Consider the following 13,232-nt stretch of genomic DNA (forward strand, 5'->3'; position numbering starts at 1 on the left):
TGTCGGCGCAAAAGCCCATGACACTGCCGGTGATTTGCGGCACGCTCCGACGCAATCTGGCCGCGCGTGCGGCTACGGCTGGCACAAAGGGACATGAGAATGGCGCATACCCGCATCCGGAAATTCAACACATCCGACACCTACCCAGAGCAGAACCTCGACAATGATCTGTGTCAGGCCGTGGTCACGCAGGGCGGTAAAACCGTCTGGCTGCGCGGCCAATGCCCGCAGAACCTTGATGACGCGGTCAATCTTGACAGCCATGACCCCGTGGAACAGACCCACAAGGTCATGCAGAACATCAAACAACTCATCGAAGAAGCAGGTGGCGGGATGGAGCATCTGGTCAAGGTCGTCGTCTACATCACCGATGTGCGCCACCGCGAGGCCGTCTATCGCACCATGGGCGAATACATCAAAGGCGTGCATCCTGTCTCGACGGGTCTAGTGGTCCAGGCGCTTGCCCGCCCCGAATGGCTGGTTGAGATTGACGGCACGGCGGTGATCCCGGAATGACCTTTTCCATTGTCGCCCGCTGCGCTGACACGGCCATGTTCGGCGTTGCAATCTCCTCCTCTTCGCCGGCGGTGGCTGCACGATGTTCCCATGCTCGTGCCGGAATTGGCGCGGTTGCTTCACAAAACATCACCGACCCCAGTCTGGGGCCGCTGGCGCTGGATTTGATGGCGCAGGGTCTGGACGCGGCGCAAGCGATTGAACAGGTGCGCGCACGGGGCAAGCATATCGACTACCGTCAGGTTCTGGCCGTTGACGCCGCAGGGCGCACGGCCATTCACTCCGGCCCAAACTCACTGGGCATCTGGACACAGGCGACGGCGCAAAACGCAGCTTCCGGCGGGAACCTGTTGGACAATGATGGCGTCCCACAGGCGATGCTGGACGGTTTTTTGCGCAGCGCGGGCCATATCGGTGATCGTTTGATCGCAGCCCTGCGCGCAGGTCTGGCAGCGGGTGGAGAAGCCGGGCCGGTCCATTCAGCGGGGATGATGATTGTCGACAAGGTCAGCTGGCCCGTTGCGGATCTGCGCTGCGACTGGACGACCGAGTGCCCGATTGAGAACGTCGCGACCGCGTGGGACGTCTACAAACCGCAACTGGAGGCTTACGTCCAACGCGCCCTCGATCCGCGCGAGGCGCCGTCTTATGGCGTGCCGGGCGACGACTGACGGTTGCGCCTTTGGCGAAGGGCGACCCAAGGTCTGTTTTGCCTTTCATCTGCCCACGTGAGCGCAGCCGCGGCACATTTCTCAGCCCGTTGCGTGAAACACGCTGGCCTCGATAGGTTCTTTCGGTGCATGCATGGATGTGTAACGCCTCGCGCCATCCTGAATGAACGGCGTATCCCAGATTGAACGACCAAACCCATGCTCAGATTCACCCTACGCCAGTTGGAATACTTCGTCGCGGTTGGCGAGATGGGCAGCATTGCGCTGGCAGCAGACAAGGTGAACGTGTCCTCGCCTTCGATTTCCGCAGCAATCAATCAGTTGGAAAAGGAATTCGGCCTGCCCCTCTTTGTGCGCCAGCATGCCCAAGGGCTGTCCCCGACGCTCGCGGGCCGCGAGATGCTCAAACAGGCCAAACTGGTGTTGCAGAACGCCGAAGGTCTAATTGATCTGGCGGCAGATATTTCCGGCAACGTGCAGGGCCCCTTGTCGATTGGCGGGCTTTTGACCTTTGCGCAGGTGGTCGTCCCGGCCCTCAGGGCCAGTTTCGAACGACGCTATCCGGATGTGCGTGTAACGCAGCACGAATTGGATCAGGCGCAGATCTTCTCGATGCTCAGACGCAGTGAAATTGATGTGGCTCTGACCTATGACCTTGATTTGCCAAGCGATCTGAAGTTCCAGCCAATTGCGACACTGCCACCCTATGCGATCCTTTGCGACGATCACCCCTTGGCCGGGCGCGCGCGTGTCAGCGTCGCGGATTTGCTGGAATTCCCGATGGTTCTGCTCGACCTGCCGTTCAGTTCTGAATACTTCCTGTCGTTTTTCGAGGCCACGGGCCTCAAGCCGCAGATCGCCGAAAGGACCCGCGATATGGCCGTGATGCGCAGCCTTGTTGCAAATGGTTTCGGATTTTCCATCGTGAATGTGCGCCCGCTGAATGACCGCTCCCCCGATGGCAAGCCGTTGCGTTTCATCCCGCTGGAGGGGGACACGCGCCCGATGCAACTGGGGTTTTTGACCTCATCGCAGGCCGAAAGCGTCAATGTCATCCGCACCTTTATCGAGCATTGCAAAAATGAACATAAGGACGGGCAGGTCCCCGGTTTGAACCTGATCCGCGATCCTTGAGACGCCCGGACTTAGGACCGCCCTAACCAAGGCTTTTGCAACACCGACTGTTGAGGTCACGGGCTGCTGGATAGACTGCCCCAAATGCAGCCCCCGGGAGAGAAGAGTGCGCGATCCACGCTACGATATTCTGTTCGAGCCGATGCAGATCGGACCAGTCACTGCAAAGAACCGTTTCTATCAGGTGCCCCATTGCAACGGCGGGGGGTATCGCGACCCGTCTGCCGCCGCCGCCATGCGGGGCATCAAATCGCAGGGGGGATGGGGCGTTGTGTTTACCGAGCAATGCGAGATGCACCACACCTCCGAAATCACGCCCTTCATCGAATTGCGCCTCTGGGAAGACAAAGACATCCCGCAACTGCGCAAAATGTCGGAAAAGATGAAGGAATACGGTGCCTTGGCGGGTATCCAGCTTGCCTATTCAGGGATAAACGGCCCGAACCTTTATACCAAGGAGGTTCCGCTGGCCGTGTCTGCCATGCCGATCCGCACCTTCACCAATGACCCGGTTCAGGCGCGTGCGCTGGATAAATCCGACATTCGCGATCTGCGGCGGTGGTTTGTGAACGCAGCCAAGCGATCCAAGGCGGCAGGGTTTGATCTGATCTGCCTTTACGGCGCGCATGGCTTTGGCATTTTCCAGCACTTTCTGAGCCGCGCCACCAACCAGCGCAGCGATGAATACGGCGGCAGCCTTGAGAACCGCGCAAGGTTCATCAATGAGGTGATTGCCGACATAAGGGATGCCGTCGGGGACACGATGGGCATCACACTGCGTGTCTCGCTGGACGAGACAATCGGTGATCTGGGGTTTTCAAACGCGGAGGTGCGCGACTTTATCGAGATGAACTGCGATCTGCCAGATCTGTGGGATCTCGCCCAAGGCACGTGGGAGGATTGCTCCGGCCCCTCACGCTTCAAGGAAGAAGCAGCACAAGAGCAACTGGTGCGCGGCATTCACGAGTTGACGGACAGGCCCATCGTCGGTGTCGGGCGGTTTACCTCGCCCGACGTAATGGCCAAGATGATCCGCACAGGCACGCTTGATTTCATCGGCTGCGCACGCCCATCCATCGCCGACCCATTCCTGCCCAAAAAGATCGAAGAGGGACGGATCGAAGATATCCGCGAGTGCATTGGCTGCAACATCTGCATCACGGGGGATATGACCATGTCGATCAGCCGCTGCACGCAGAACCCCACCTTCATGGAAGAATGGCGCAAAGGCTGGCACCCCGAACAGATGAACGCCAAAGGCGTCAGCGAGAACGTGCTCGTCGTGGGGTCCGGCCCGGCAGGTCTGGAGGCGGCGCGCGCCCTGTCTGAACGCGGATATAACGTGGCGCTTGCCGAAGCGGGCACCGTTTTAGGCGGCCGTGTCACCCGCGAGCGGCAGTTGCCGGGGCTGAGCGCATGGGCCGGGTCGTGGATTATCGCGAATACCAGATCAGCCAGAAACCCAACGTCGAAACCTATTTTGACAGCGAACTGGACGCGGGCAGCATCCTAGAATTCGGCTTTGAAAACGTCTGTATCGCAACGGGGGCGCATTGGCGTCGCGATGGGGTGAGCCGACAGCACGTGGTCCCGATGCCGCTGGATGCCGGCATGCCGCTTTATACGCCCGATGACATCATGAGGGGCACAAAACCCGGCGGCAAGGTCGTGATCTATGATGATGATCACTATTACATGGGCGGCGTTCTGGCTGAATTGTTGGTGCAGGAAGGTTGCGATGTGACGATCATCACGCCCTCTGCCTATCTGTCGGACTGGACGGTGAACACGCTTGAACAACATGCGATCCACAAGAAACTGGCCGGGATGGGCGTGGAAATCATCCTCAACCACGGCGTTGCTGAAATCGCGCAGGATCATGTCAAAGCCAACTGCGTTTACACGGATGCGATCCGCAATTGCGCCTGCGAGGCCGTCGTGATGGTCGCCTCAAAGCTTGAGAACAACGGCGTTTATCTGGACCTCAAGTCCCGCGAAGATGAGTGGGCGGATGCGGGCATAAAATCGGTCAAGCTGATCGGCGATGCCAATGCGCCCGGCCCTATCGCATGGGCCACTTACGCAGGTCACAGATATGCGCGCGAACTCGACGGGGACGACATCGGCGATGCCCTTCCCTTCCGCCGTGAAATAACCGAGCTTGCACGAGATTAAACCGGAGCCTTCATGCCGCACCCGACCCGCACTCTGGCTTTGCTCGACAGATTGGTGGCCTTTCCGACGGTCAGCCGTGACAGCAACCTTGATCTGATCGACTGGGCCGAGGCGCAGTTGAGCGGCTGCGGCTTTGAGGTAATGCGCATCTGGTCGCCGGCGCGCGACAAGGCGGGGATTTTTGCGCGGATCGGACCCCGGATCGACGGGGGCATCTGCCTGTCCGGTCATACCGATGTTGTGCCTGTCGAGGGGCAAAACTGGACCCGCCCTGCCTTCAAGCTCACGCAAGAGGGGGCGCGCGTTTTCGGGCGCGGGGCGACGGATATGAAGGGATTTCTGGCCTCTGCCCTCGCCATGGCGGAACATGCGCAGACAAGCCGCCTCAAAGCCCCGCTCAGCCTCGTTTTGTCCTACGATGAAGAGATCGGTTGCGTCGGGCTGCGCGAGATGCTGCCAGAACTGAAGCCCCTCATCGCGAGACCCGATGTGGTGATCGTTGGGGAGCCGACCGCCATGCAGATCGCCGTCGGGCACAAGGGCAAATCGGCGCTGGAGGTCACATGCCACGGGCAGGCAGGCCACAGCGCGCTGGCCCCGCAATTCGTGAATGCGATCCATGTGGCGTCCCATTTCGTGACCGAGTTGCAAACACTTCAGGCCAAGCTGGCCGAGGGGGTTGGCGATGATGCCTATAACATCCCCTATTCCACGATCCATGTCGGGCAGATTTCCGGCGGTCAGGCGCTGAACATCGTGCCAGACCTTGTGACGCTCACCATGGAATTCCGGCATCTTGCCGATGCATCACCGGGCGGCATTCTGGCCGAGATCAACGCCGCCGCCAGACGCACTGCAGAAGTTTTCGGCCCGCGCAGTGCTGTGAACGTGGATGTCCGCAACAGCTACCCGGGATTGCGCGTCGCAGAGGACGCCCCGGCGATTGACTGGGCCCGCAAGATGACCGAAGGCGGTGAGACGACCAAGGTTGCCTTTGGCACCGAGGCCGGATTTTTCGCTGACCTCGGGTTGAACACGCTGGTGATCGGGCCGGGCGACATGGCCCGCGATGGGCATAAAGCGGATGAGGGTCTCGACCTTGCGCAACTTGATCAATGCGATGCAATGATGGCGCGTGTGCTACAGGATCTGACCGGCTAAGACAGCCGCGCAGTTGCATCCTTTGGCCGCGCAGCCCGATACGGACCGCGCCGCACAGTCGGTGGCTTTACGCAGCCACCTCGGTTTCGGGGATGGCCTCAGAAGCGACTGGCATCTGCGACCATTCAAGGTCGCCCTCGTAACGCCACGCCATCTGGCCATTCTCATCCAGCGCGAACAAATGCAGCCAACGGTTGTCAAACAAGGCCCGCACCCCGTCATGACGCTTGAGAATATCGCTCATCGCTTCGCGCGGCGCTTCGATGCAGACCGACAGGCGCAAAGGCTCATGGGCAAAGTCTTCGCCCTCATGTACGGATTGCCATGGCAGACCTGTGCGCAGCGTGCCGCCGTTGCCCTCAACCACGCCGATGCCGCCGGTGACATTGTGCAAAAGCTTGTTGCCGGAGCCGAACACATCAGGCGACACGGTCGAGCCATAGTATTGCAGGCTGATCCAGCTGGCGACGACGACGGGTGCGGTCATGATCAGCTCCAGCACGCCGAACCCCTTGTCCTGCTGCCAATCGTAGTCATGCAAAAACGCCCGCCCTTCAAGGCTCCTGCCCGCTGTGCGCTGGCGCGGGGCCGCGACAAAGGCCTTGCATCCGGCCAAGGCCCATTCCGGCCGGGTTTCCGCCCAGTCCCGGCTGCGCAGGTTTATGTCGTCAGTCCCTTCCGCCCGCGGCAGGCGCAGCGCACGTTCCGCGCGGGTGACGGACCCTGCGGACAGGAACCACGCCTTGGCCTGTTTGAGGTCAGCGGCATGTGCCTTTGACGGATGATCCGCCTCATAAAGCGTCATCGCATCGGTGGTCGTATCATGCAACGCGCCGACAAAGATCGTGTCGTCTGGGATCGTAATCCCACGTTCAACCAACCCGCGGCGCACGTCCACATTGTTCAGCAAACCCGCCAGCAGACGCGCGTTCACCTCACCCGAATACCCACCACAGGCCCCGCAATGCAAACCGCTTGCAAAGGGGTTGTTGACCACATTGGCTCCATGTCCCGCCAGAACGACAAGCCGTGCAAAGTTGTCGGTGAACGACATGGCCCGCAGAATGGTTTCCGCCGCATCCGTTTGCGCGGCCAGATCAACCGACGGGTCCAGCCGGGGCATCGGCCCGCCCGGCACGTCATTCGGGGCCATGTTGAGCGCATCGCGCACCAGTTTGCCCGCATAGATTGGCCCCGTCGCCTCCACAAAGGCGAAAGAAGAGACCGCTGCCAGTTTGAACCGGCCCCATGCCCGGCTGGCGCGGGCCTTGAAACGGGCCGTCTGATCCGCCTCTGCATCATCGCCCTGCGATGTGGATGTCAGACCGGGGTTGAGCAAAACCGGCAGGCGCAATTCATCCACATCCGAGGCAAAACCCTTATGCGCGGGCGTCAGCCCGAAGAAACCGGCAAAGCCGAGGGTCTTGATGTCAGGCGTCAGGCTTTCGAGTGCACGCCTGAAGACCTCTGAACGCACGTCGATGCAAAAGGCTGCCTGCAACGCAGGGCGCGTGTCATCAGCCTTGGGCGCGGGCATGGAAAACGTCTCCGCCAGATCTCTTTGACCTGCCCGCTCCCACGCCTCTTGCAGCACCGCGTTCACCTGCAAATCCGCATCCGAGGCGACGGGAGCGGCATGTGCGGCCACGACCTTTTCCCACTCGGCTCCGATCTCTTCCTCGTACTGGGCGAAAAGCGCTTCTTCCCAGAGAAGGCGGATCGTCAGCATATCCGTGATTGTCGCATCGCTCTTGCCGGCAAGCTCTGCCTGCCACAGCCGGTAGCGCGCTACTTGCGCCCAACCGCCGAGCGTGAACAACAGCTGATGCAGGTAGGTCTCAAGCGCGGCATCGCTCAGCCCCAACCGGTTTGCCGCCCGCGTGCTTGCCTGATCCGCCGTATCGGGCGTTTCGCTGACAAATTGCGCAAAACCGCTCAGCCCGGCGATTTCAGGCGTCAGGTCATGGGTCGCGTATTGGCGCCATGCATCATAGGCCCCGCGTCTGTGGGGCGCAGCCCAAAGCGCCTGACCCTGATCAAAATACCCCGCCGCCCAGAGACCAATGCGATCCGCGAGGATGCCGGGCCAGTCAATGCCGGATGCGTCGGCGGCAAGGTCAGCCAGCGTTGGCAGGGGTTTCTGCGCGCTCTCGGGTTGTTCGGCATGTGCTTTCAGGGCTTCCAGATCAGCCGCTGCTGTCGGGTTGACGGCCAGCGCCGCCGACAGGTCCGCATCGGTGATGGTGCCATCAGCGATCCGCGCGGCGTACCACGCGCGCGGCATCGTGACCGGCACGCCCCCGACACGGCCCAGCCGCGCCCCCGCCAGCGCCAGCGTTTCAGCGGTCTGACCGAGGTAGGGGTTGACCGCAACTGAGGACGCGAGCGGCCAGAGCGGCGGGATCGCACGCGCGGCGGCATCACCGGCAGCATTGAGGTTTTCAAGCGAAAGTTCGGAATTGGTATTCATGATCTTGATCCTTTGCTGCGTTCAGGAAGCACGTTTGGTTGACCAGCTGCGCAGCAGCTTGTCGAAGACGGCATTGGCATAAAGCCCGTTGGACAGATGCACCCGCAATCCGGCGGCGGCAGGGTGATAGGCCCAGAGCGGGAACATCGCCTGCGCAATCGCAACGATGCCAAAGCTGAGCAGGGCCAGGACGATCAGCGCCCATTCCAGTGGGCCCGGAGCCGGTGTGGCGGGCAATGTGCCAAACATCAGCCACTCCGCCGCGGTTTGTAGCGCAAAATACCCGAATGCGGCGGCGACCGAATAAGCGGCGGTACGCTGTGTCAGGACCCTTGGGGCCGCATCCGCCAGCCCCTGCGCCAGCAGGTAAGCCACGCCGAAAATCAGGATGGCCCCCAGCACGATGGCCTGCGGCGACTTTCCGGCGACACCAAAGATGAACCCGACGACCGCATAGATTGCCAGCGCAATCACAAAGGCACGCCCGACTGCCTTGCCATTCGGGATGGCGACGGGCCCGGGGCGACGAATGGAGGCCACCCCATCCACCGCCATGCCAGAGGCCAGAAAGGCATGCGCCTTATAAAGCGAGTGGGCCACAATATGCAGCAGCGCAAGCGGGAAAAGGGCCAGACCGCATTGCAGCATCATGAACCCCATCTGTGCCACGGTGGACCACGCCAGTGACGTCTTGACCGCCGACTGCGTGAGCATCACCAGACCACCAAACAGCGCGGTAAAGCCACCGATGATGATCAGGACGGCCAGCACGGCAGGCGACAGGATCATCACATCTGCAAAGCGGATAAGCAGAAAGCCCCCCGCATTGATCACACCCGCATGCAGCAGCGCCGACACCGGGGTGGGTGTTTCCATGACTTCGGTCAGCCAGCCATGCATGGGAAACTGTGCCGACTTGAGGATGGCCGCCAGCATCAGCGCACCTGCGATGTAGACGGCGGTGTCCAGTCCCTCACCCGCTCTGGCAGCGGCGAGGATGTCCGCGATGTCACCGGTGCCATACTGACGATAGAGCAGAACAGCCGCGACCAGCAGCGCCACATCCCCGGCCCGTGCGGTGAGCCACTTCTTGCGTGCGGCCCGTTGTGCTGCGACCCGGTCAGGGTAATGCAGCAGCAGCTTGTGCAGGAACATGCTTGTTGCAACCCACGCGAGCGTCAGCTGCACGATATTGCCCGCAATCACCAGGAGCATCACAGCCCCCAAGGTCGCACAGAGCCAGCCGGTAAACGGCCCCTGCAGCGGCTCACCATCCATGTAGGTCGCGGCAAAACGCACCACAACCCATCCCACAAAGGTGACAAGCAGCAGCATGACCGCGCTCACCGCGTCAAGCCGCACAGACAATCCCATGCCATTGAGCCCGATCAACCCGCTGGTTATCGGACCGTTCAAGATAAGTAACACACCGGAAACAACGGCGACGGCCAGGGCGGCGAGCGACGCAGCCTCAACACCGCGCAACGTCTGAACAGGTCGTAACTGCTGTCCACGAAAGGCGAGGACAGCGGCAAAGATCAGGGCAAGGGGGGCCAGAAACGGCAGGACAGCGTGTAACAAAGCGAAGACTCCTTCTCGCAGGCGGATGCTCAGGCCAAGAGGTAGTCCGACAACAGATATAAATAAAATTCATTGTTTATTCTTTTTCGTTCTGTTTAATAAATGTATATGTCCGAATTCAATTATCACCATCTGCGATATTTCTGGGCGGTGGCCCATGACGGTAATCTGACCCGCACGGCAGAGCGGCTCAACCTGTCGCAATCCGCCGTTTCCATTCAGATCAAGCAGCTTGAGGCGCAGCTTGGCCATGCGCTGTTTGAGCGGCGGGGACGCCAGTTGATCCTCACAGAAGCGGGGCGGATCGCGCTGGACCATGCGGATGCGATTTTTTCAGCCGGGCGCGAACTGCTGGGGACGTTGCAGGAACAGGGACGCGAGCGGCAGGCCATCCGCATCGGGTCTTTGGCCACCCTATCGCGTAACTTTCAGATGGAGTTCCTGCGCCCGATTCTGGACCGGTCGGATGTGGACATCATCCTGCGCTCCGGCAACAGCGCCGATCTGTTGCGCGCGCTTGAGGCGTTGAACCTCGATATCGTGCTGATCAATCAGCCCCCGGCGCGCGATGCGGTGACCCCATTTGTGTCGCACCGCTTGTCCGAACAACCCGTCAGCCTTGTGGGTACGCCTGAGCGGCTCACCGGGAACCGCAGCGTGATGGAGTTGCTGAGCACGGAGCCGGTCATTCTGCCAATTGCGGACACCGGTATTCGGATCGGATTTGATGCGTGGACGGAACGACTGGGGATCCGACCCCAGATCGCCGCAGAGGTTGACGATATGGCCATGATGCGCCTGCTCGCACGCGAGAGCGTTGGCCTCGCGGTTCTGCCACCGATTGTCGTGCAGGATGAACTACACAGCGGCCGGCTGATCGAAGCAGGGCAACTCCCCGACATCGGTGAGACCTTTTACGCGGTCACGATTACGCGCCGCTTTCCCAATCCGATCTTGCGCGACCTGCTGCAAAGCCGCGCGCTGTGAGGCATTGCTGAAACACGCAACAGGGGCTGTTCAGCAGTGTACCACCCCAGATCTGTGAAAGAGTGTCTTCAGAAAACCGCCGCACCCTCCAGAAGCTTGCGCGCATAGTCAGCGTGCAGCGGCGTTTTCGTCAGATAGCCCATATAGACGAACCCGTGGTGTTTATTGTCGCCTTGCACATCAACAGACGCCCAACCGGTCAGTGCCCGCCCGGATGAATTGATCAGCGCCGCACTGCTGCGCCCGCTCGAATAAGCAACAGAACGGATATGAACCTTGTCCCCCTGCGACAGCACCTTGACCACGCGCCCGCCAAGGTACGCGGGCCGGTCGCGCATATTCAGCGTTCCATCGGGAGAATTCACCGCCGCCTCAAGCCCGAGGTCGCCCTGCATGTTGAACTTCTCACGCCACGCTTGGGTCGGCAGGGCGGGGCCGGGATCCAGTTTGGCGTTGATCGACACATCATCATGGCCGACGATTTCGGTGATGCTCGGGTATTTGGCCACCAGCGCTTCGATCAGTGCCTCGCAGGACGCCACCTGCGCGTCCGTGTAGGGCACCCAGTGCATCACCAAACCCGGATTGTAGATCGACGACATCTTGTTGGCCTCGACATCCACCACTTTTGGCCCGCGCAGCTTGCCTTTGGATCTGGCATACCACCAGTGCCCGCCGGAAAAATGTTCATGAAAGCCCAGATTGACGAGGCTGATCGCGATGGTTGACCCATTCAGGGACGATTGGTTCTTTAGCCCGGATGTCGCTTTGAAATTACTGCGCCCCGCGTGACCTGCACGCCGGTTGAACGCACGCGCCTGATGCAGGCTGCCATCCAGATCGACCAGCACATTATAGGAAAGACCGCGGGATTTAAGCGCGTTAACGGCCCCTGACAGGCTGGAACCGGCGGTGTAATGCACAACGATGCGCGTTGGCGTCATCGGGTTACCGGCCCCCAAACTCGTAATTCTTGTCGCGCTGTCAGCAAAATCATTGGAAATAGAAAGCATAATGCACCTCTGAAATTGTAAAAAAGTATCTAAATGATGCGCAACCTTAAGCCGAAATCGTGAAAATTCAAAATACAACCTGCACGGCAGTGCATCTCTGCGCCAGCAGCGCACGGTGACATTGCGCGGCGTTTCGCGACTTTTTCAGCGCAAAAGAGCGCCGCCTGCCCTGCCCCTCGCTACCCGAGATGCAATCAGATCAATGGTTTGAGCAAGGGCACATCCGGGAAAACGACTACTGGCTGCGGGCCGCACGGACCCAAGCCACAAGCGTTTCGCGCGCTTCGGCATCCATCTGCAAGGCATTGGGGGGCGGCATTGCGTGGCTGACCCCGGCTTGCAGGTAAATCTGACCGGCGTGGCGTGCCACATCCGCTTCGGTCTCCAGATAAACCCCTTTGGGCGCCCATTGCATGCGCCCCCAGACCGGTTCGCGCGCGTGGCACATCGAACAATTGCCAACGACCGTGTCATAGGCCGCCTCAAAACCATCCGCTACGACATACCGCTGCTCATAGGCACTCAGCGGACGCGCCTCTGCTTCTTCCCATGTTTCGTGACCGGGCACGGTGGAAAGCGCAGCAATGAGTATCATCAGCAGGACTGTCACCGCCCATGTCCAATGCGGCCCCTTGCCGGTGGCGTGCATCGTGTTGAAATAGTGCCGGATCGTGACCCCGGTCAAAAAGATCAGACTGGCGATGATCCACGCATATTGCGTGCCAAAGGACAGCGGGTAATGGTTGCTGAGCATCAAAAAGATAACGGGCAGCGTCAGGTAGTTGTTATGTGTGGAGCGCAATTTGGCAATCTTGCCGTATTTCGCATCCGGCGTGCGCCCCTCCTTGAGGTCTTTGACCACGATCCGCTGGTTGGGCATGATGATGAAAAACACATTCGCGGTCATGATCGTCGCGGTGAAAGCACCGAGGTGCAGCAGCGCCGCACGCCCGGTGAATATCTGATTATATCCCCACGACATCACCACAAGGATCAAAAACAACAGCAGCATCAAAACGGTAGGCCGCTCGCCCAGCCTGGAGCGGCACAAGAAGTCATAACACAGCCAGCCAATCGCCAGTGAGCCGCCGGAGATCAGGATGCCCTGCCACAAGGACAGCTCAGCCTTGGTCGGATCCAACAGGTAAAGCTCCCCTCCGACCCAGTAGACGATCATCAAAAGTGCTGCGCCCGACACCCAGGTGATATAGCTTTGCCATTTGTGCCAGATCAGATGTTCGGGCATGTTTTCCGGCGCAACGAGGTATTTCTGGATGTGGTAAAACCCGCCACCATGCACCTGCCATTCCTCACCATGGCATCCCGCAGGCATCTGCGCCGCCTTGCGCAACCCCAGATCAAGGGCGATGAAATAAAACGATGCACCGATCCAGGCCATCGCGGTGATGACATGCAGCCACCGGACCGAAAAGGCGATCCAGTCCCAAATGATTGCCAGATCGTACATGGTCTGTCTCCTGTGTTAATGAGGTGCGGCCAGTCTATGCGGTGCCTGATTATTCT

The 13,232-nt window shown here is 60.2% G+C and carries 9 protein-coding genes and 1 pseudogene; 6 read left to right on the top strand and 4 right to left on the bottom strand.

Features of this window, described 5'->3' with window-relative positions:
• The first annotated feature begins 99 nt into the window (after positions 1 to 99).
• The 5 genes and pseudogenes from RD1_RS18920 to argE all read left to right on the top strand — a co-directional run bounded on the left by RD1_RS18920 (position 100) and on the right by argE (position 5,657).
• Positions 100 to 516, top strand: coding sequence for a RidA family protein (locus RD1_RS18920; protein WP_011570188.1), 417 nt, complete (start codon positions 100 to 102; stop codon positions 514 to 516).
• On the top strand, positions 513 to 1,187 hold the full coding sequence (locus tag RD1_RS18925) for a DUF1028 domain-containing protein (RefSeq protein WP_011570189.1): 675 nt from the start codon (positions 513 to 515) through the stop codon (positions 1,185 to 1,187). Before RD1_RS18920 ends, RD1_RS18925 begins: the two co-directional genes overlap by 4 nt.
• 198 nt (positions 1,188 to 1,385) lie before the next feature.
• Positions 1,386 to 2,321: a LysR family transcriptional regulator gene (locus RD1_RS18930; RefSeq protein WP_011570190.1), complete on the top strand. Its 936-nt coding sequence runs from the start codon at positions 1,386 to 1,388 to the stop codon at positions 2,319 to 2,321.
• A 106-nt stretch (positions 2,322 to 2,427) separates the two neighbouring features.
• Positions 2,428 to 4,496: pseudogene (locus RD1_RS18935) on the top strand (FAD-dependent oxidoreductase).
• A gap of 12 nt (positions 4,497 to 4,508) precedes the next feature.
• Positions 4,509 to 5,657, top strand: a complete 1,149-nt coding sequence (argE, locus tag RD1_RS18940) for an acetylornithine deacetylase (RefSeq protein ID WP_011570193.1) — start codon at positions 4,509 to 4,511, stop codon at positions 5,655 to 5,657.
• A 67-nt stretch (positions 5,658 to 5,724) separates the two neighbouring features.
• Here argE and RD1_RS18945 read toward each other — a convergent pair whose 3' ends face one another.
• The gene (locus RD1_RS18945) at positions 5,725 to 8,127 is read right to left on the bottom strand and encodes a YbcC family protein (RefSeq protein WP_011570194.1); all 2,403 of its coding nucleotides are present in this window, start codon (positions 8,125 to 8,127) and stop codon (positions 5,725 to 5,727) included.
• Between the two features lie 21 nt (positions 8,128 to 8,148).
• Positions 8,149 to 9,708: a proton-conducting transporter membrane subunit gene (locus tag RD1_RS18950; RefSeq protein WP_011570195.1), complete on the bottom strand. Its 1,560-nt coding sequence runs from the start codon at positions 9,706 to 9,708 to the stop codon at positions 8,149 to 8,151.
• Positions 9,709 to 9,810: 102 nt separating this feature from the next.
• On the opposite strand from RD1_RS18950, the gene RD1_RS18955 reads away from it, so the two are divergent.
• Entirely contained in the window at positions 9,811 to 10,695 is an 885-nt protein-coding gene (locus RD1_RS18955) for a LysR family transcriptional regulator (RefSeq protein WP_202944223.1), read from the top strand.
• 68 nt (positions 10,696 to 10,763) lie between these two features.
• Here the strand turns inward: RD1_RS18955 and RD1_RS18960 are convergent, their stop codons facing one another.
• On the bottom strand, positions 10,764 to 11,639 hold the full coding sequence (locus RD1_RS18960; RefSeq protein WP_245897324.1) for an N-acetylmuramoyl-L-alanine amidase: 876 nt from the start codon (positions 11,637 to 11,639) through the stop codon (positions 10,764 to 10,766).
• A 304-nt stretch (positions 11,640 to 11,943) separates the two neighbouring features.
• On the bottom strand, positions 11,944 to 13,176 hold the full coding sequence (locus RD1_RS18965) for a urate hydroxylase PuuD (protein WP_011570198.1): 1,233 nt from the start codon (positions 13,174 to 13,176) through the stop codon (positions 11,944 to 11,946).
• Between the last annotated feature and the right edge of the window lie 56 nt (positions 13,177 to 13,232).

The organism is Roseobacter denitrificans OCh 114, from assembly GCF_000014045.1.
Taxonomy (GTDB): Bacteria; Pseudomonadota; Alphaproteobacteria; order Rhodobacterales; family Rhodobacteraceae; genus Roseobacter; species Roseobacter denitrificans.

Bases quoted from the DNA above. Each gene is read 5' to 3' on its own strand.
- RD1_RS18920 (WP_011570188.1), top strand. From the start codon at position 100: ATGGCGCATACCCGCATCCGGAAATTCAACACATCCGACACCTACCCA.
- RD1_RS18925 (WP_011570189.1), top strand. From the start codon at position 513: ATGACCTTTTCCATTGTCGCCCGCTGCGCTGACACGGCCATGTTCGGC.
- RD1_RS18930 (WP_011570190.1), top strand. From the start codon at position 1,386: ATGCTCAGATTCACCCTACGCCAGTTGGAATACTTCGTCGCGGTTGGC.
- argE (WP_011570193.1), top strand. From the start codon at position 4,509: ATGCCGCACCCGACCCGCACTCTGGCTTTGCTCGACAGATTGGTGGCC.
- RD1_RS18945 (WP_011570194.1), bottom strand. From the start codon at position 8,127: ATGAATACCAATTCCGAACTTTCGCTTGAAAACCTCAATGCTGCCGGT.
- RD1_RS18955 (WP_202944223.1), top strand. From the start codon at position 9,811: ATGTATATGTCCGAATTCAATTATCACCATCTGCGATATTTCTGGGCG.
- RD1_RS18960 (WP_245897324.1), bottom strand. From the start codon at position 11,639: ATGACGCCAACGCGCATCGTTGTGCATTACACCGCCGGTTCCAGCCTG.
- RD1_RS18965 (WP_011570198.1), bottom strand. From the start codon at position 13,176: ATGTACGATCTGGCAATCATTTGGGACTGGATCGCCTTTTCGGTCCGG.